This is a genomic window from Denitrificimonas caeni DSM 24390 (assembly GCF_000421765.1).
In the GTDB taxonomy this organism is placed as follows: Bacteria; Pseudomonadota; Gammaproteobacteria; order Pseudomonadales; family Pseudomonadaceae; genus Denitrificimonas; species Denitrificimonas caeni.
Map to the genome: position 1 here is coordinate 104,534 of NZ_ATXQ01000002.1, position 19,461 is coordinate 123,994.

15 protein-coding genes are annotated in these 19,461 nt (G+C 48.9%); 11 read left to right on the forward strand and 4 right to left on the reverse strand.

Features of this window, described 5'->3' with window-relative positions; genetic code table 11:
• Nucleotides 1–66: 66 nt before the first annotated feature.
• Nucleotides 67–393, reverse strand: coding sequence for a Grx4 family monothiol glutaredoxin (gene grxD / locus H591_RS0103450; protein ID WP_022965550.1), 327 nt, complete (start codon nucleotides 391–393; stop codon nucleotides 67–69).
• A 329-nt stretch (nucleotides 394–722) separates the two neighbouring features.
• Between grxD and argF the strand changes: the two genes are divergently transcribed.
• The 5 genes from argF to H591_RS0103475 all read left to right on the forward strand — a co-directional run bounded on the left by argF (nucleotide 723) and on the right by H591_RS0103475 (nucleotide 6,136).
• Entirely contained in the window at nucleotides 723–1,646 is a 924-nt protein-coding gene (argF, locus tag H591_RS0103455; RefSeq protein ID WP_022965551.1) for an ornithine carbamoyltransferase, read from the forward strand.
• On the forward strand, nucleotides 1,639–2,751 hold the full coding sequence (locus H591_RS0103460; protein ID WP_022965552.1) for an ABC transporter ATP-binding protein: 1,113 nt from the start codon (nucleotides 1,639–1,641) through the stop codon (nucleotides 2,749–2,751). Before argF ends, H591_RS0103460 begins: the two co-directional genes overlap by 8 nt.
• Nucleotides 2,752–3,161: 410 nt before the next feature.
• Nucleotides 3,162–5,186 carry a ribonucleoside triphosphate reductase gene (locus H591_RS0103465; protein ID WP_022965553.1) on the forward strand — a complete coding sequence of 675 codons (2,025 nt, stop codon included), beginning with the start codon at nucleotides 3,162–3,164 and terminating at the stop codon, nucleotides 5,184–5,186.
• 81 nt (nucleotides 5,187–5,267) lie between these two features.
• Nucleotides 5,268–5,435, forward strand: a complete 168-nt coding sequence (nrdD, locus tag H591_RS0103470) for an anaerobic ribonucleoside-triphosphate reductase (protein ID WP_022965554.1) — start codon at nucleotides 5,268–5,270, stop codon at nucleotides 5,433–5,435.
• A gap of 2 nt (nucleotides 5,436–5,437) precedes the next feature.
• A complete protein-coding gene (locus H591_RS0103475; protein WP_028244146.1) occupies nucleotides 5,438–6,136 on the forward strand; it encodes an anaerobic ribonucleoside-triphosphate reductase activating protein in 699 nt (232 codons plus the stop codon).
• Nucleotides 6,137–6,173: 37 nt separating this feature from the next.
• Here H591_RS0103475 and H591_RS14730 read toward each other — a convergent pair whose 3' ends face one another.
• Complete coding sequence (locus tag H591_RS14730; RefSeq protein WP_022965556.1) at nucleotides 6,174–6,860, reverse strand: Crp/Fnr family transcriptional regulator; 687 nt, start codon at nucleotides 6,858–6,860, stop codon at nucleotides 6,174–6,176.
• Between the two features lie 174 nt (nucleotides 6,861–7,034).
• Nucleotides 7,035–7,511 (reverse strand): Cys-tRNA(Pro) deacylase, encoded by a 477-nt coding sequence (ybaK, locus tag H591_RS0103485; RefSeq protein ID WP_022965557.1) that lies wholly within the window; start codon nucleotides 7,509–7,511, stop codon nucleotides 7,035–7,037.
• Nucleotides 7,512–7,776: 265 nt separating this feature from the next.
• On the opposite strand from ybaK, the gene H591_RS14735 reads away from it, so the two are divergent.
• The 3 genes from H591_RS14735 to H591_RS0103500 are packed head-to-tail and all read left to right on the forward strand — an operon-like array spanning nucleotide 7,777 to nucleotide 13,469.
• Nucleotides 7,777–8,931, forward strand: coding sequence for an efflux RND transporter periplasmic adaptor subunit (locus H591_RS14735; RefSeq protein ID WP_022965558.1), 1,155 nt, complete (start codon nucleotides 7,777–7,779; stop codon nucleotides 8,929–8,931).
• 12 nt (nucleotides 8,932–8,943) lie between these two features.
• A complete protein-coding gene (locus tag H591_RS0103495) occupies nucleotides 8,944–12,069 on the forward strand; it encodes an efflux RND transporter permease subunit (protein ID WP_022965559.1) in 3,126 nt (1,041 codons plus the stop codon).
• Nucleotides 12,066–13,469, forward strand: coding sequence for an efflux transporter outer membrane subunit (locus H591_RS0103500; protein WP_022965560.1), 1,404 nt, complete (start codon nucleotides 12,066–12,068; stop codon nucleotides 13,467–13,469). The genes H591_RS0103495 and H591_RS0103500 overlap by 4 nt, the downstream gene beginning before the upstream one ends.
• Before the next feature lie 225 nt (nucleotides 13,470–13,694).
• Here the strand turns inward: H591_RS0103500 and gloA are convergent, their stop codons facing one another.
• Entirely contained in the window at nucleotides 13,695–14,087 is a 393-nt protein-coding gene (gloA, locus tag H591_RS0103505; protein ID WP_022965561.1) for a lactoylglutathione lyase, read from the reverse strand.
• 348 nt (nucleotides 14,088–14,435) lie between these two features.
• On the opposite strand from gloA, the gene H591_RS0103515 reads away from it, so the two are divergent.
• The 3 genes from H591_RS0103515 to H591_RS15685 all read left to right on the forward strand — a co-directional run bounded on the left by H591_RS0103515 (nucleotide 14,436) and on the right by H591_RS15685 (nucleotide 19,284).
• Nucleotides 14,436–15,473, forward strand: a complete 1,038-nt coding sequence (locus H591_RS0103515) for a polyamine ABC transporter substrate-binding protein (RefSeq protein ID WP_022965563.1) — start codon at nucleotides 14,436–14,438, stop codon at nucleotides 15,471–15,473.
• A 244-nt stretch (nucleotides 15,474–15,717) separates the two neighbouring features.
• Complete coding sequence (locus H591_RS0103520; protein WP_022965564.1) at nucleotides 15,718–16,785, forward strand: polyamine ABC transporter substrate-binding protein; 1,068 nt, start codon at nucleotides 15,718–15,720, stop codon at nucleotides 16,783–16,785.
• Between the two features lie 15 nt (nucleotides 16,786–16,800).
• The gene (locus H591_RS15685) at nucleotides 16,801–19,284 is read left to right on the forward strand and encodes a bifunctional diguanylate cyclase/phosphodiesterase (RefSeq protein ID WP_022965565.1); all 2,484 of its coding nucleotides are present in this window, start codon (nucleotides 16,801–16,803) and stop codon (nucleotides 19,282–19,284) included.
• Nucleotides 19,285–19,461: the final 177 nt, after the last annotated feature.

Below are 19,461 nucleotides of genomic sequence, written 5' to 3' on the forward strand. Positions count from 1 at the left end.
ATCCAGATCTCTGAGTAGGGGCTTTTTGCTTCAGCCGGCGCGCAGTCTAAGACTGCCGAGTACTGTTTAAGCTTGTACTTTTGCCGCTGCAGCTTTAACGATTTTTTCCAACTCGCCACTTTCATGCATCTCAGTGATGATATCGCAACCACCGACTAACTCGCCGTCTACCCATAACTGTGGGAAGGTCGGCCAGTTTGCATACGCAGGCAAGTTGGCACGGATGTCTGGATTTGCAAGAATATCAACATAAGCAAATTTTTCGCCACAGGCCATCAAAGCCTGGGTCGCACGCTGCGAGAAACCACACTGCGGCGCGTTTGGAGAACCTTTCATGTACAGCAAAATCGCGTTGTTTTCGATCTGCTCTTTAATCGTTTCGATGATATCCACAATCCACCTCGACACATATTTTAGTCATTACGCCCATTCATTGCTGGGCACCTGGCGCGTATTCTAGCCTAAAACCTAGCGTTACGCTCTGCTTTAGATTAACTCAAATCAAGCAATTGACTTTATCTAAGCCAATTCAGCGCGATTGCGCTATTTTCACAGCGAGCCAGCAGGCTCACCAAGTATGATTACTAGGCGCAGGCTTGCCAGCGTTTGCACAGAGCCCCCTTTACCTTATAAGATTCGGGGCTTATGTTATTTAGCCGTAGCGGTTTTACTGTTTTTTATGCCGCACTTGCATACCTCAGCATTCATCAAGGTTATAAAATATGAGCGTTAGACACTTCTTGTCACTAACGGATTGCTCTCCTACAGAATTACAGCTGATCATCCAGCGCGCCATTGAACTCAAGCGCCAGCGCCAAACCGGACAAGCGCAGGAAACTCTTAAAGGCCGCGTCTTGGGGATGATTTTTGAAAAAGCTTCAACGCGCACCCGCCTGTCTTTTGAAGCAGGCATGTTTCACCTAGGTGGTCATTCGATTTTTTTATCACCGCGTGACACCCAACTGGGCCGCGGTGAGCCACTGGCTGACTCATCCATTGTGATGTCGAGCATGCTTGACGCGGTGATGATCCGCACCTTTGCCCATGCCACTTTGACGGAGTTTGCTAAGCACGCAACGGTGCCAGTGATCAACGGTTTATCCGATGATTTACACCCTTGCCAGTTACTTGCTGACCTGCAAACCTTTACTGAGCTACGCGGTGCGATTCAAGGCAAAACCGCGGTGTGGATCGGTGATGGCAATAATATGTGCAACTCCTATATCGAAGCTGCGGTGCAGTTTGACTTTAACTTACGCATTGCTTGCCCTAAAGGCTATGAACCTGACCCGCAATTAGTGGCGTGTGCGGGTCAGCGTGTCAGTATTACTGATGATCCGCAGCAAGCGGTGCAAGGTGCTCACTTGATCAGCACTGATGTGTGGGCGTCGATGGGCCAAGAAGATCAAGCGCAAGCGCGCATGGCCGAGTTTCGTCCCTTCCAAGTCAGCAAAGAGCTACTCGACTTGGCTGCCGATGATGTACTGCTGATGCACTGTTTGCCTGCGCACCGTGGCGAGGAAGTCAGTTTGGATGTGCTCGATGATCCCCGTGCAGTGGTGTGGCAACAAGCTGAAAACCGTTTGCATGCGCAAAAAGCCTTGCTTGAGTTTTTAATCAATCCAGCGCTGTACCAACATGGATAAGAACGGGTTGTTATTAAGTCTCACTGATCTCAGTTGTGGCTATGCCGATCAACCGATAGTGCAGCAGTTAAATCTGCACCTTAATAGCGGTGACATTGGCTGCCTGCTCGGTCCTTCCGGCTGCGGCAAGACCACCACTCTGCGCGCTATTGCCGGCTTTGAACCTATTTTAAAAGGCTCAATCACTTTGGCTGGTGAGGTGATTTCACGACCGAAATTTACTTTAGCCCCAGAAAAACGCCGCATTGGTATGGTGTTCCAAGATTACGCACTGTTTCCCCATCTGAGTGTTGAGAAGAACATTGCCTTTGGCATTCGCAAACACCCCAATGTGGAGCGTATTACCCAAGAACTATTGGAATTGGTCAAGCTCGGCGATCTGGGTAAACGCTATCCCCATGAACTGTCCGGCGGTCAGCAACAACGCGTGGCTTTAGCCCGTGCCTTGGCCCCTGAACCGCGCTTGCTGTTGCTCGATGAACCTTTTTCTAACTTGGATGGCGAACTGCGCCGCCGTTTAAGCCAAGAAGTTCGCGACATCCTTAAACACCGTGGCACCAGTGCAATTTTGGTCACCCATGACCAAGAAGAAGCCTTTGCCATGAGCGATAGTATTGGTGTGTTTAATAAAGGCCGTCTCGAACAATGGGACTCACCTTTTAATCTCTACCACGAACCATTGACGCCCTTTGTTGCCAGCTTTGTCGGTCAAGGCTACTTTATTCGTGGGCAAATGCTCACCAATGACAGCGTACAAACTGAACTTGGCGTAATCCGCGGTAACCGTGCCTACAACTGGCCTGCGGGCAGCACTGTCGATGTATTACTGCGTCCAGATGACATTATCGACTCGCCAGAGAGCCCGCTCAGGGCCATCATTATTGGTAAAACCTTTTTAGGCGCAGCGACTCTGTATCGTTTAGAACTGCCGACTGGCAACCAATTAGAAGCGATTTTTACCAGCCATATTGATCACTTTCTTGGTGAGAATGTAGGCATTGAAGTCGCAGCCGATCACCTCGTGGCTTTTGCCACACCAGGTACGGTTGCCGCGCACAGCAGCTTACCGATGACCGGTGTGCGCCGTTACAGTTCGACCACATAATCCATCGAAATCCTAAGTTACAGCGGGCTCATGCAGCCGCTGTAACGGCCTGCTTAAAACGTCGATATCTGCACTCAGCCTCTTAAAACTGCACCCTTTTATCTCTCACAGTAAAGCCTCTGCTTAGCAGTCCGTCTAAGTACCCGCAATGTGTTGCAACAGCCTGATACAACAGCCCCTGCGTCATCACAATCATCGATCTAAATCACACTCAGCCACTCCAGCAGCGCCTGCAAAAACTCTTTTTATCGACTCTGCAGTGGCTCTTTGTGCGGCACGTCAACAAACCTAGCTTATCTTTGATGAATTGACCCGGGTCAATTTAAAACCCGCTTTCGTCACGTACCTTGCACTACATCTTGTGTCTACAGATATATATAAACACTACATAATGTATTTAGAGGTTTTCCATGCCGAGCTTAACCGCAGTACCCAGCACCCGCCAGCTTCGCAAACGCGATCAAAGTTATGCACCTTTTGATGCGCAAAAAATCCTGCACGCGATTACTGCAGCAGGACGCGCGACCAGCGAGTTTACTCCAGCAGCTGCCGCTCAGCTCTGCGAACAGGTACTGCACAGTTTATCGTCACACAACGCACTCAATGTTGAAGACATCCAAGACTGTGTCGAAACATCGTTAATGGCCGCTGGGCATTTCCGTACCGCACGCGCTTACATTGTGTACCGCGAACAACATGCTCGCTTGCGCCGTGATCGTACAAACTTGGTCGATGTTGCTTCCTCCATGAACGAGTACTTATCCCGTGAAGACTGGCGGGTGCGCGCCAATGCCAACCAAGGCTATTCACTGGGCGGTTTAATTCTTAACGTGTCCGGCAAAGTCACCGCCAACTACTGGCTCAATGAAGTGTACAGCCCCGAAATTGGTGAAGCGCACCGTGAAGCTGATTTGCATATTCATGACCTGGATATGCTCGCAGGTTATTGTGCTGGCTGGTCATTACGCACCTTACTCAACGAAGGCTTTAACGGTATCCCTGGCCGTGTTGAAGCCGGACCACCGAAACACCTATCCAGCGCGCTGGGGCAAATGGTCAACTTTCTTGGCACCTTGCAAAACGAATGGGCCGGTGCGCAAGCCTTTAGCTCCTTTGATACCTACCTTGCGCCCTTTATTCGCAAAGATCAGCTCAGCTACGCGCAGGTGCGCCAAGACATTCAAGAGTTTATTTATAACCTCAACGTGCCTTCACGCTGGGGCACGCAAACACCTTTTACTAACCTGACCTTTGACTGGGTCTGCCCAGACGATTTACGCGAGCAAATCCCCTACATCGGCGGCGTAGAAATGCCTTTCGCCTATGGTGATCTGCAAGAAGAAATGGAGATGATCAACCAAGCCTACATCGAAGTGATGCAGGCCGGTGATGGCTTAGGCCGCGTTTTCACCTTCCCAATCCCAACCTACAACATCACCCATGACTTCCCTTGGGACAGCGAGAACGCCAACCGCTTATTTGCAATGACTGCGCGCTATGGCTTGCCTTACTTCCAAAACTTCCTCAACTCGGAACTGGAGCCCAACCAAGTCCGTTCGATGTGCTGCCGTTTGCAGTTGGACGTGCGTGAACTGCTCAAACGTGGTGGTGGTTTGTTTGGTTCGGCGGAACAAACCGGCTCACTGGGCGTAGTCACCATCAACTGTGCACGCTTAGGTTATCTGTATAAAAACAACCCCATTGGTCTGTATCGCCGTCTCGATAATCTATTGGAAATGGCCAAAGACAGCTTGGAAGTGAAGCGCAAGGTGATCCAGCACCACATGGACGCTGGACTTTACCCCTACAGCAAGCGCTATCTAGGTACGCTGCGTAACCATTTCTCCACCATTGGCGTGAATGGCCTGCATGAAATGCTGCGCAATTACACTGGCGATACCGAGGGCATGCACACCGCTAACGGACGCACAATGGCGCTGGAGATGCTCGACCATGTGCGTGAGCGCTTAGTGGCGTTTCAAGAAGAAACCGGCAACCTCTACAATCTGGAAGCCACACCTGCAGAAGGCACCACCTACCGTTTTGCTAAAGAAGACCAAAAACGTTTTGCCGATATTCTGCAGGCCGGCAGCTTCGATGCGCCCTACTACACCAACTCATCGCAGTTGCCCGTGGGCTTTACCGATGATGCTTTTGAAGCCTTGGAGTTGCAGGACGAACTGCAATGCAAATACACCGGCGGCACAGTGCTGCATCTGTATATGTCAGAGCAAATTTCCTCTACCGAAGCCTGTAAAAAACTTGTGCGCAATGCCTTGGGACGCTTTCGTCTGCCTTATCTAACCATTACCCCAACCTTCTCCATCTGCCCAGTGCACGGTTATTTATCCGGTGAACATGAGTTCTGCCCGAAATGTGACGAAGCGCTGCTGCAAGAACAGCAACGTGCTCAACATCTCAAGGCCGTCCATTAAGACCCCTTGAGCAAGCCAACGCGCCACTTATATAGCAGCGCGTTGATCCGATGCCCTGCATCAAACTAAAAGGAAAGACCTATGCAAACTGTAAATCAACTGCCGCAAGAACAACGTCAACGCTGTGAAGTCTGGACCCGAGTGATGGGCTACCATCGTCCAGTTAGCGCTTTCAATCTAGGCAAGCAATCTGAACACCGTGAGCGCATGCATTTTAATGAGCAGTCAACCCAGCGTCAGTCTGCGTAATGATGGCTGAGCGACTTAGAGTTGGGGGCTTCGTGCCCCTGACCACTTTAGACTTCCCAAACCATCTGTCCTGCGTGGTATTTTGCCAAGGCTGTGCATGGCGCTGTCGCTATTGCCATAACCCCGACTTAATTCCACCCCGTGCGCAGCAGATGCACAGCTGGGACTCTATTTTAGAGTTTTTGCAACGCCGCCAAGGCTTGCTTGAAGCTGTGGTGTTTAGCGGTGGTGAAGCCACTTTGCAATACGGCCTCAAAGCTGCGATGCAGGAGGTCAAAAAACTGGGCTTTAAAGTCGGCTTACATAGCGCAGGGATTAACCCTAAAGCACTGCAACGAGTGCTGCCTTATTGCGACTGGGTCGGCTTTGATATTAAAGCCTTAGAGGAAGACACCCCGTTGATTACTGGCGTATCCGGCAGCGGCCAAGCCAACTGGCAGTGCTTAGAATTACTGCTGGCCAGTGGCGTTAAGTATGAGTGCCGCACTACCGTGCATTGGGATTTGATTGACCCACAGCGCTTACTGGAACTGGCGCGTCGTTTAAGCGCTGCCGGAGTGGCGCACTTTGTCGTGCAACATGTGCGCACGCAAAGCATGCTGGATGGACAACTGGCAGAGCGCAGCGCTAATTTAGGCACAGCAGCGCTGTGGCAAGAAATCAGCACACTGTTCAGCACATTCGAGCGCCGCAATGACTAACTCAGACGCTTAAGAGCAATAAAAGGCTAGTGCCGCGCTAGGCAAAAGGCGCGAGCAAACTGCTAATACTCGGAATATGAATATTGCGGCCTCGCATCTCAATTAAACCGTCTTGATTTAAGCGCGCCATAATTCTCGACAAAGTTTCTGGCTGCATGGATAAGCGCGCAGCAATCAAACGTTTAGGTAATGGCAACTCAATATCTACGGTTTCTTGCGCACGATCTTCCAGTTGCTGAATCAGATACAAAGCAAAACGCTGAGTGGCATTTTGTAAGGTCAAGGTTTCTAGCTCGCCCAAACGCTGATGTAAACGCATGCTCATGTGCCCAAGCAAGTGCAAACAGGCTTGCGGGTTTTCTTGCAGCAATGTCAGCATCAAACGATTAGGAAAGCTGATCAACTGAACAGCTTCTAAGGTTTCCGCGCACACTGGATATTCTGAACGCTGCATAAACATCACAGCCTCAGCAAAGGTTTGCCCGGCCTGAATGATCTCGACCACTTTCTCTTGACCATCAGCAGAAATCCGATAGAGCTTAACCCGGCCCTTTAACACTAAGAAAAAGCGCTCAGCCGGCTGACCTTGGCGAATTAATAACTCACCCGACTGGCATTGTTGCTCATGACTTTGGCTAATCAAGCGCTCTTGATTTTCAGCGCTCAAGTGTTTGAAAAATGGATGCTGTAAAATGCTAGCGACAACAGGATGAGTAAAAAGCATGCGTTGCTCCTGAGGAAACAATCCGTTAAACCTGCAAACACAATAACAAGCCTTGTGTTGATCGAGGTCTGGCTGTGCATACCTTAATGCCTTACGCGCGCGGCTTCACTGCTCTTTGTGGGTTTCCCTGGCTTTTCTTGATTTACAACAAGAAGCGCTCAGAGCAATAAAAGATCAATGACCAAGACTGGCAATCTCGGCAAACTGCCCGTAGGTTAAAGCTAGCAAGTCATCTGCGCTTAACTCAACTTCCAAGCCGCGGCGCCCCGCACTGACATAAATAGTGGCATGCTCAGCAGCACTGCGATCAACAAAAGTGCGTAAGGCTTTTTTCTGCGCCAGCGGACTGATGCCACCCACCAAATAACCACTGCTGCGTTGCGCCCGCTGCGGGTCAGCCATCTCAACTTTTTTGACCTTCGCCGCTGTCGCCAAGGCTTTTAAATTTAGCTGTGCATTTACCGCAACCAAAGCCACCAATAACTCTGCATTCTCAGTACTAACCAACAACGTTTTGTAAACGCGCCCTGCAACTAAACCTAATTGCTCAGCCGCTTCTAAACCATAGGAGGCTGTTCGCGGGTCATGGCTGTAACTGTGCACAGCGTGGTTGATGCGCATTTTTTTTACTAAATCGATAGCAGGAGTCATACACAGCCCTATTGGAAATTTGATGACGTTATTTTAAGTCATTAAGTCAGTTATCTCAGACAATAATTTACATTTAAACACATAGTTTTTCTCTGTAAAAATAGACCAATCACTTACCAACATACAACAATGTATGTATATTACTCAGCTGAATGAAAACGCACTGCTTTTACCTCTAAAGCAGTGCATAATTAGGCACCGACTGCATTCGTATTTGCGTGCGTTTAATGTGCAGTGCTAAAAAGATGCTAATTAGGAAAAATTTATGACCCGCCTCTCATCGCGCACTACTACTGCTGCTTCCCTTACTCTTGCTTGTGCATTACTGATTAGCGCTTGTGAGCAGAAAACAGAGCAAGCCAGTCAACAGCAGCCTGCCCCCAAAGTAGGTATCGTCACGCTGTCATCTCAATCTTACACGCTAACCAGCGAGTTACCTGGACGCACAGCAGCCTACCGTATTGCCGAAGTTCGCCCACAAGTAAACGGGATTTTGCAAAAACGCTTATTCAAAGAAGGCAGCGACGTTAAGGCCAATCAACAGCTGTATCAAATTGATCCGGCCTTGTATGAGGCCAACTTAAAAAGTGCGCAAGCCAGCTTGCTCGCCTCTCGTTCTTTAGCCGAGCGCTATAAAATTCTGGTCGAAGAACGCGCAGTCAGCCGCCAACAATTCGATGATGCACAAGCCACTCGCTTACAGGCTGAAGCAGCACTTGAGCGCGCTAAAATCGAACAACGTTACACCCGCGTTCTGGCGCCGATCTCTGGTCGTATTGGTCGCTCTACGGTCAGCGAAGGAGCTCTGGTCACGAATGGCCAAGCTCAAGAACTTGCAGTCATTCAACAACTTGATCCTATTTATGTTGATGTCACCCAGTCCGCTAACGACTTACTGCGTTTACGCCGTGAACTGGCCAGTGGCCAACTGGAAAAAGCCAGCGAGAATGCGGCTCAAGTTACTCTGAAGCTACAAGACAACAGCGAATACTCACACAAAGGCACACTAGAGTTCTCCGAAGTGTCCGTGGACGCCAGCACCGGCTCAGTCACCTTGCGTGCGGTTTTCCCAAACCCTGATGGCTTGCTACTGCCAGGCATGTTTGTTTATGCCAACTTAATCAGCGGCGTGCAAAGCCAAGCTATTCTAGCGCCACAACAAGGCATCACCCGTAACCCCAAAGGTGAGGCAATGGCGATGGTGCTCGACGCTGACAATAAAGTTGAAGTGCGCATGCTAAAAGCGGAACGTACCTCAGGCAATTACTGGTTAGTCAACGAAGGCTTACAAGCAGGTGATCGCTTAATCACTGAGGGACTACAGTTTGTTCGCCCAGGTGCCACTGTCGATCCGTATCCTGCTGGCAATGTTTCTGCAGCAAATACATCTTCTGAAAAAACTGCACCGCAAGCTCAATAAGGGAATCTTTTCATGTCGAATTTCTTCATCGACCGCCCCATCTTTGCTTGGGTACTTGCCCTGGTAATTATGTTGATTGGCGGACTGGCGATTCTTAAATTGCCAGTCAATCAATACCCAAGTATTGCTCCACCTGCAGTAGGCATCTCTGTAAGCTACCCAGGTGCTTCAGCACAAACAGTGCAAGACACCGTGGTTCAGGTGATCGAGCAAAAAATGAATGGTATTGACGGCTTGCGCTATATTTCCTCGGAAAGTAACTCCGACGGCAGCATGAGCATTACCATTACTTTTGAGCAGGATGTCGACCCAGATATCGCGCAAGTTCAGGTGCAGAACAAGCTGCAACTGGCCACTCCGCTACTCCCACAAGAAGTGCAGCAGCAAGGTATTCGCGTCACTAAGTCAGCCAAAAACTTCTTAATGGTTGTCGGGATTATTTCTGAAGACGGCAGCATGAACAGGTATGACCTGGCTGACTACACCGTTTCTAATATCCAAGACCCGATCTCACGTACCCAAGGTGTCGGTGACTTCCAGATTTTCGGTGCTCAATACGCGATGCGTATTTGGCTGGATCCAATCAAACTGACCAACTTTGCGATGACGCCGATCGATGTAGCGACGGCAATTCGCGCGCAAAACGTACAAGTGTCTTCTGGTCAACTGGGTGGTCTACCCGCATCGCCAAACCAGCAACTGACCGCCACCATTATTGGTAAGACCCGTTTCGAAACGCCTGAGCAATTTGAAAACATCTTGCTCAAAGTTAATCAAGATGGCTCACAAGTCCGCCTGAAAGATGTGGCGCGTGTTGAGCTGGGCGGTGAAAACTACAGCATTAACGCTGAATATAACGGTAAAGCGGCAACAGGGATTGGTATCAAGTTGGCTACCGGTGCCAACGCCCTTGATACCGCTCGCGCCGTGCGTGCAACCCTCGCCGAACTCGAGCCTTTCTTTCCGCAAGGAATGAAAATTGTTTATCCATACGACACTACACCGGTGATCTCTGCTTCGATTGAAGGGGTTATTTATACTCTTATCGAAGCCTTTATCCTTGTGTTCTTGGTCATGTATCTGTTTATGCAGAACCTGCGCGTAACCTTAATTCCCGCTTTGGCTGTGCCAGTGGTTATTCTCGGTACCTTCGGCGTATTGGCTGCGTTTGGTTACAGCATCAACACCCTGACGATGTTCGCTATGGTCTTGGCCATCGGACTGCTGGTGGATGACGCCATTGTTGTCGTGGAAAACGTTGAACGCGTAATGGAAGAAGAAGGTTTGTCACCGCTGGAAGCTACGCGTAAATCCATGGGACAGATTCAAGGCGCGCTGGTCGGTATTGGTCTGGTGTTGTCGGCGGTATTTATTCCGATGGCCTTCTTTGAAGGCTCAACTGGTGCGATTTATCAGCAGTTCTCGGTAACTATTGTTTCTGCGATGGTGCTTTCAGTACTGGTAGCATTGATTTTTACTCCCGCATTGTGCGCCACCATGCTTAAGCCGATTAAGAAAGGTGGCAACATCGAAAAGCGCGGTTTCTTCGGTTGGTTTAACCGCAGCTTCCAACGCGGCGTGAACAAGTATGAGAAAGGTGTTGCCGCAATGATTCGCCGCAAAACACCTTATCTGCTGATGTATGTGGTCATTATCGCCATCATGGGCTGGATGTTCACCATGATCCCATCTTCGTTCTTACCCGAAGAAGATCAAGGTGTACTCTTTGCTCAAGTACAAACACCTGCCGGTTCCACTGCTGAACGCACCTATGATGTCGTCAGTAAAATGCGTGATTACCTGCTGACTGAAGAATCCGATACGGTGCGCTCAGTGTTTGCCATCACAGGCTTTAACTTTGCCGGTCGTGGACAAAACTCAGGTATGGCGTTTATTGGTCTGAAGCCTTGGGAAGAGCGCACCCTTGAGCACCAAAGTGTGTTCTCGCTAGCACAGCGTGCGCAGATGCGTTTCTTCTCCTTCCGTGATGCCATGGTGTTTGCTTTTGCACCACCAGCAGTGATGGAACTGGGTAACGCCACTGGCTTTAATATGTTCTTACAAGACCGCGCCGGCGTAGGTCATGAAATATTAAGCGAAGCACGTGATACGTTTGTGCAACTGGCAAACGAAGACCCTCGTTTAACCCAAGTGCGTGCCAACGGCCTGCGTGATGAGCCGCAATATAAGCTGATCATTGATGATGAGAAAGCCAGCTCTATGGGCTTATCACTCGATGCTATCAACCAAACGCTATCAGCGGCTTGGGGTAGTAGCTATGTGAATGACTTTATTGATCGGGGTCGAGTGAAAAAAGTCTTTATGCAAGCCGAAGCCGATGCACGGATGAATCCTGAAGATCTGGCGAAATGGTATGTGCGCAATGATAAAGGCGAGATGATCCCCTTTAATAGCTTTGCCAGCGGCGAGTGGACCTACGGCTCACCGAAACTGTCACGCTACAATGGTGTACCTGCCATGGAGATTCTCGGTAGCGCAGCACCGGGTTATAGTTCCGGTGATGCAATGCTTGCAGTTGAGGAGATTTCTAAGAAACTGCCCACTGGCGTAGGTATGGCATGGACCGGTTTATCCTACGAGGAACGGCTGTCTGGTGACCAGGCTCCTGCTTTGTATGCTCTATCGTTACTGGTCGTATTCCTTTGCTTAGCGGCAATGTATGAGAGCTGGTCTGTGCCCTTCTCTGTAATGTTGGTTGTACCACTGGGTATTCTAGGTGCGCTACTGGCCACTTACGGACGCGGCTTATCCAATGACGTGTACTTCCAAATTGGCTTACTGACCACCATTGGCTTGTCAGCACGTAACGCTATTTTGATTGTGGAGTTTGCCAAGTCGTTACATGAAGAAGGCATGAGCTTGGCTGCTGCTGCAGTCGAAGCCAGCCGTATTCGTTTGCGACCAATCATTATGACCTCGCTGGCCTTTATCCTTGGTGTGACACCTCTGGCTATCTCTACCGGTGCCGGAGCGGGCAGTAAGCATGCCATTGGTACAGGTGTCATTGGCGGTATGTTAACGGCAATGGTACTGGCCATCTTCTTTGTGCCTATGTTCTATGTCGCGGTCAGCGCTCTGTTTAAAACAGCTGAAGACAAAAAGGAGGACGCGCAATGAAGCGTACTGCCCTAGCCGTTGCGTTATTAACAGCTTTGTCTGGCTGTTCATTAATCCCGAACTACCAGCAGCCTGAAGCTCCAGTTGCAGAACAATGGAGTGATGTGCAGAATCAACAAGGCGGCGCAGAGCTGCCTGATTGGCGCGAGTTTTTCCAAGATCCGGCTCTTCAGCAGCTGATTGAAACCGCTCTTGAAAACAACCGTGACATGCGCATTGCTGCACTGAATGTTGAAGCATTTCGTGCGCAATACCGTATTCAGCGTAGTGCGCTGTTCCCTGCAATTGATGCAAGCGGCGGTGCCAATCGTCAGCGTATTCCAGGCAATATGAGCCCAACGGGCGATTCCACCATTAACAGTCAATATTCTGCGGCATTAGGAATAACGGCGTGGGAAGTAGACCTTTTTGGCCGCTTAAACAGCCTGCGTGAGCAAGCTTTGGCCAGTTATTTCGCTAGCGAGCAAGCGCAGCGCAGCACCCAACTCAGTCTGATTAGCAGCGTGGCAACGGCTTGGCTTACCCTGCAAGCAGACCAAGAAACACTCAAGTTGGTACGCGAGACGTTAAGCACCTATGAGGAGAGCTTGCGACTGGTCGAGCGCAGTTACGATGCTGGAGTCGCCTCTTCCTTAGAGCTACAACAAGCACGTACTTCTGCTAACAGTGCTCGCGTCAGCCTAGCGCAGTTTGAACGCCAAAGCGTGCAAAGCCGCAATGCACTGAACTTGCTTTTAGGTGGTAACACTCCTGCTGATTTGGCCACGCCAGTGCCTTTAAAACAGTTTGAGTTTGCTGAAGTTCCAGTTGGCTTACCGGCTGACCTATTACAGCGTCGTCCAGATATTCTGCAAGCAGAATTCAATCTGAAAGCCGCTAATGCCAATATTGGTGCAGCACGCGCAGCATTCTTCCCAAGCATCAGTCTGACTGCTACTGCAGGCAGCTTAAGCCCTGATTTATCAGGACTATTTGATGGTGGCAGTGGTTCTTGGCTGTTTCAACCGAGCATTAATATCCCAATTTTTAATGCCGGACGTTTACGCGCCAACTTGGATTACAGCAAAATCCAAAAAGATATCAATGTCGCACGCTACGAGAAAACCATTCAAACCGCGTTCCAGGAAGTGGCGGATGGTTTAATTGAGCGCACAACCTATACGCAGCAGTTAGCCGCGCACGATGCATTGGTTAAATCCAGTGAAGAGTATTACGCTCTGGCTGACCGTCGCTACCGTGAAGGCATTGATAATCAGCTGACATTGTTGGATGCCCAGCGTTTATTGTTTGATGCGCAACAAGCGCGTATTCAGACACAATTTGCGCAATTGGCTAGCGAGATCAAGCTGTATAAAGCTTTAGGTGGCGGCTATACCCAAGACAACACGCAAGCGTTGTAAAGCCACAGCGATGCACTGCAAGGCAGTGCATACTTAAAAACGGGCGACTCTGCATAAACAGGTCGCCCGTTTTTTATTCTATTCAACTACTGCCGATATTGATCTAGGTGAACCGTACTGCACTGTAACTGTTTACCCGTCGATGAACCCATCCAGGGTTCAACTCCGACGCTTTGCCATCCATGGCTACGCTCCTCACAGCAACAGCGCAGCACTCATCAACTATCAATCACCACGCTTAGGCGACAGCAGTTCAATCTTGTAACCGTCTGGATCTTCAACAAAAGCCAAAATACTTGAACCATGCATCATCGGTCCTGGCTCGCGAGTGATCTTGCCGCCACGCGCACGAATATCTTCACAGGCTTTGTAAACATCCTCCACTTCTAAAGCGATATGCCCATAACCATCACCCAAATCGTATTTTTCCACGCCCCAGTTGTGCGTCAATTCAATCACGCTATTGCTGGCCTCATCGCCATAACCCACAAAAGCCAAGGTAAATTTACCGTCTGGATAATCACGACGACGTAACAGTTGCATGCCCAACACTTCAGTGTAAAAAGCAATCGAAGCATCAAGATCGCCAACCCGTAGCATGGTGTGTAAAAGTCTCATCTAAATACCCTCTTTAGCGTCACTCAGTGACATCAACAAAGTTTTCAGCCTAGCAGCCGACGGGCTATTTTACCCATGAATCTCACAGCATAACACTCAAGAAACCCCAGTACCGCGCAGGCTCAATCTCTTTAATTTTTTGTTAGGTATGCAACTAAGGAGAAAGATCATTTGATTCCTGCTAACGCATTATCCTGTACGATTGAAAAAAATGGCGTTAGCGGTGATTGTGTGGCTTATTCAGAGCCTACTCAAAGCCAATCTCAGCACCTAGATCAATCAGCGAAATTAAAATTGCAAGCTAAAGCCCCTTAGCTGAATTGTTATCGGTCACTCATGAGGGAAACCATGTCTGCTGCCAAAACTCTTTTACTCACGTTGTTTTTGCTTACGACTGTAGGTTCTGTGCAAGCTAAGGAACTCATCTTCCTTAACTGGCCAGATTACATGGATCCAGAAATCATTTTGGAGTTCAAACAACGGACTGGCATTACAGTCAAACAAAGCTATTTCGACTCCGATACCACCCGCGACGAACTACTACTCGAGACCGAGGCGAAAGGCTTCGATATCGCTTTAATGAATGCAGCTTCAATGAAAATCCTCGCCAATCGTGGTTGGCTGGATCCACTTGATGAGCAGAGCATTCCTAACCTAAAGCACATTGACCCTTACTGGCGCAGTGAACCGCAAGACAATAAAACTTTTGGTGCGCCCTACTTCTGGGGCACGATTGGTATTGTTTATCGCAAAGATCTCGTGCCCTCGACGGTCTCCAGTTGGATGGACCTGTTACAGCCGACGCCAGCGCTGCATGGCAAAATAAGTATGATTGGTGATAGCGCCGATCTAATTGGCATCGCGCTTAAAGCTCTAGGCTATTCGCTCAATAGCATCGATGAAAAAGAGCTCAAAGATGCTGAGGCTCTTCTGCGCGCGCAGGCGCCAGCAGTCAAAACATACCGCTATCTTTCGCTGAACGATGACTCAGCTCTATTAACCGGCCAGATTGTTATGAGCATGATGTACAACGGTGACGCCCTTATGCTGAAAAAGCACAATGAAAATATCGCTTTTGTCCTTCCCAAGGAAGGCGGCAATATTTGGACCGACTTTTTAAGCGTGCTCAGTTCTTCACCAAGAAAAGCAGAAGCTAAACAGTTCATCAACTTCCTTAACGAACCAGAAATAGCAGCGCGACAAGCCATGTATGTCCACTATGCGACACCGAATCTGGCGGCGCAAAAGTTACTGCCGCAAGATTTTAAAGATAATCCCATTATTTATCCGAGCCAAGAGTCTCTTGAAAACTCAGAGGCGTACCTACGTTTACCTGCTCGAGCACAAAAGAACCGTGCCGCAATTTTCTCTCGCATCGTCTACTGAGTAACAGGTTTTTATTGCTTACTGAGGTAGACTGACTGACAAAAGGACTTCACGGCACCACCAAAGCTTGATTAGCCGCTGCTGTTGCTACAGAGCCGACCGTCTGAGTAAGAATAGACCGTACTCTATACTCGCTTGGAAACTTATTTGATTGCTCTATGAGCTGATACTTTCTAGTAAGCAAAGCTCCACTCACACATTTAAGTTTCAGTCTTTTTTATTAGCAAGCTCTGGTGTCGTCACTATGGATAAATACAAAACCGCCATACACACCTGCAAAGTCTTCTGTAGAGCACTGACTCTAGTTCTCATTATTCAACCCGTGCAAGCCGTTCAGAGCAGCGAACTAACATTCCTCAATTGGTCAGATTATATCGATCCACTGATTCTAGATGAGTTCAAGCAGCGCACTGGCATCACCGTCAAACAAATCTATTTCGAATCTGATGCAGATCGTGATGAGATTCTGGTGGAAACCGAAGCTAAAGGTTTCGACATGGTTCTTATTGATGGCATCTCGATTCGGATTTTAGCGAATCGCGGCTGGCTCGAACCGCTCAATGAGCAGGACATTCCTAATCTAAAACATATTGATCCACGCTGGCGTAATGCTCACGAAGAAGCCAAGGTTTATGCTGTGCCCTATTTCTGGGGCACCATTGGCATTGCCTATCGTAAGGACTTGGTGTCTTCTCCGGTTTCAAGCTGGATGGATTTGTTACAACCAGCCGCACAACTGCATGGCAAAGTGGCGATGTTTAGCGATACTCGAGACCTCCTCGGCGTTGGCCTTAAGGCTCTAGGCTATTCACTGAACAGCACCAACACTCAAGAACTCAAGGAAGCGGAAGCCTTACTGCAAACTCAAGCACCAGCCGTTACAACTTACAAATATGTTTCACGTGATGAGCACTCAGCCCTCGTGGCAGGTCAAGTTGCTATTGCTATGATGTACAACAGCTATGCTCTGATGGTGCAAAAGCATCACAGCGAGATTGCTTTTGTGTTGCCTGAAGAGGGCAGTAATATTTGGGTTGATTACATCAGTATTCTTAGCTCATCGAGCAATAAGGCTGGCGCTAAACAATTCCTCAACTTTCTCAACGAACCAGAGATCGCAGCGCAGCTCGCAGAGTTTGTCTATAGCGCCACGCCCAACCTAGCAGCGGAAGCGCTCCTACCTGTTGAGTTCAAAAACAATGTAGCGATCTACCCGAGCCAAGCAGCTCTGCAAAAATCGGAAATCAATCAGCGTCTGCCAGCTCAGGCGCAGAAACTTCGCGCCGCGATTTTTTCGCGCCTCGTTAACTGAGTCTAATTTACCCATATGCGTTTACACTCCAAGGTTCTATTAGTCGTCGTACCCCTAGCGGTGATTCCGCTACTGATCTTAGGCTGGCTGGCCTATGATCAACTGCGCTCAACGGCAATAGAGCGCAGTTCGAGCCAAATGACCACGCTCATGGATCAAATGACGCGTAACTTTCAGATGCACCAGGATGTTGCTAAAGCTAACGTCAAACTATTCTCCAATGCCTCACTGGTGCGCGCCTACGCACTGACCAAAGACGAAGAAGAACGTTATGTATTAATGTTGCCTTCCCTGCTAAAGCTGTTTACCAGTTATTTGCGCGCTTACCCTGACTACAATGATATCCGTTTCTTGTTACCCAATGGCTATGAGGACGCTCGTAGATCTTTACTGCCAATCGCCAATATCAGTGAGAATGAAGCGGGAACACCTTTCTTCAAAGCGCTCAGGCAGTTCAAAGGCGAAACGATGACCTACGTTTCAACGCCACCTGACAGCGAGACAGCCGCATTGCAGTTCGCTCAGCCGATCAAACTGATCGATCTGACCACTCAAGATCCACTTAATAGCACACCAACCTTGCGTGGCTACCTCGTAGTGACTATGCAACTGGATTTTATGGCAGAACAGGTAGCCTCCAGTCGTATTGGCAACAGCGGCTATACGCAGATTGTTAATAAAGACGGTAAGATTTTGATTCACCCAGATCCTGCGCAGGTGGGTCAGCTGATACCTGCAGCGCTGCTAAGCAAAGCTTTAGCAAGCAAAGAGAGCAAACATCTCGTACCTGCACCCTATTTAGAATCTAGCAGCCTGTTCTCAGCTCGCTACTTACACGACGATCTGCTGTTGATTGGTGTATTACCGGAGGCAGAGCTACTCAAAGAAAGCCAGCGTCTTGGCGTGGTTGTCGCTTGGATCGTTCTAGGGACTATCGTCCTTATGATTATCGCGATGCTGATCGCCATCAGCTCCCTGATGATTCAGCCCTTGAGACAATTGATCATTGCGGTTGGCGAAATCGGCCGTGGCAATCTGATGCCTGAAATCTCGTTATCGTCAAAGGATGAACTGGGTCAATTGGCTCTGAGCTTTCAGGAAATGGCCGGTAACTTAGAAAAATCACGCCTCAAGATCGAGCGACTGGCGTATCACGACAGCCTGACTGGTTTGCCCAACCGCTTCCAAGCGCATGAAGCATTGCAGCACATGATCTCTCACGCCCGCCGCGAGAATGGCAAGATGGCGGTGTTGTTTCTCGATCTGGATAACTTCAAACGAGTCAACGACACCCTTGGCCATCAAGTCGGCGACCAGTTGCTGAAGGAAATGGCCGTCCGTCTCACCTCTGTATTGCGCGCTGAAGATTTTATTCATCACGAATCTTCAAGCAGCCCTGAGCTTCTGGCACGCCTTGGCGGCGATGAGTTCGTTATTTTGCTACCCAAAATTGATAGTTCGCTCGATGCTGCCAGAGTGTGCTCAAGAATTCTTGAAATGATGAAAATTCCCTTTCATTTCGATGATAAAGAAATCTATAGCGGCAGTAGCATTGGTATCTCGCTGTTCCCTGATGACGGTACAAAAGTTGATGATCTGATCAAACGCGCCGATGCCGCGATGTATCAAGCCAAAGAGCAAGGCCGTAATAACTTCCAGTTTTACTCTGCGTCCTACAATCTTGCCGCCTTTGAACATATTTCTCTCGAAGGCAGGCTCAGACGCGCGTTAAAAAACAACGAGCTAGAGTTGTATTACCAACCACTTATTCAGACCACCACAGGCCATATTGTTGGCCTTGAGGCATTGTTGCGCTGGAATGATCCAGTAGAAGGCATTATTTCTCCTGAGAGATTTATTCCGATTGCCGAAGACAGTGGCTTAATTTTGCCGATTGGCGAATGGGTTCTGCGCGAGGCTGGACGACAAATAGGCGTTTGGCACACTGTTGGCCTCACTGACGCCAGCGTCTCGGTTAACGTCTCGGCGATCCAGTTACAGCGGCAAGACTTGCTCACGATTGTTGATCAAGTGCTTTCTGACAATGGGCTCCAGCCTTGGCAACTGGAACTGGAAATTACCGAAACCGCGATCATGAAGATCAAGCCAGAAGTCATCAGAGATCTGGATGCGATGCGCAAGAAGGGTGTGACAATTTCATTGGATGATTTTGGTACCGGCTATTCATCTTTGAGTGTTTTACAGGAATTGCCCATCGGCAAGCTCAAAGTCGATAAAAGCTTCGTGCAAGATATGCTGGTTGATCCAAAGGATGCGGCCATCGTTTCCGCTGTGTTATTTATCGCCAAAAGTTTGGGTCTACGTTCAACCGCTGAAGGCGTCGAAACGCTAGAGCAAGCAGCCCGCCTAGCAGAAGAAGGCTGTGATCAGCTGCAAGGTTACCTGCTATGCCGACCATTGCCGGCACACCTGATGACCCAGTTTTTGAAAGACCATAAAGTCAGTGGCGCACTAACAACCAAACTGACAGCAGACTGAGTCATGGATACATCGCTATAAGTATCAGAACATCATCCAACGCTAAGCACACTAAATAATTATTAAATAATAAGCATATTGAGGTAAGTCACAGATCTATAAGTATTTTGCTGCGAATAATTTATTTTGATAGCTGTTCGAAATATTTAACAATGCAATAAAAGCCTGTACAACACT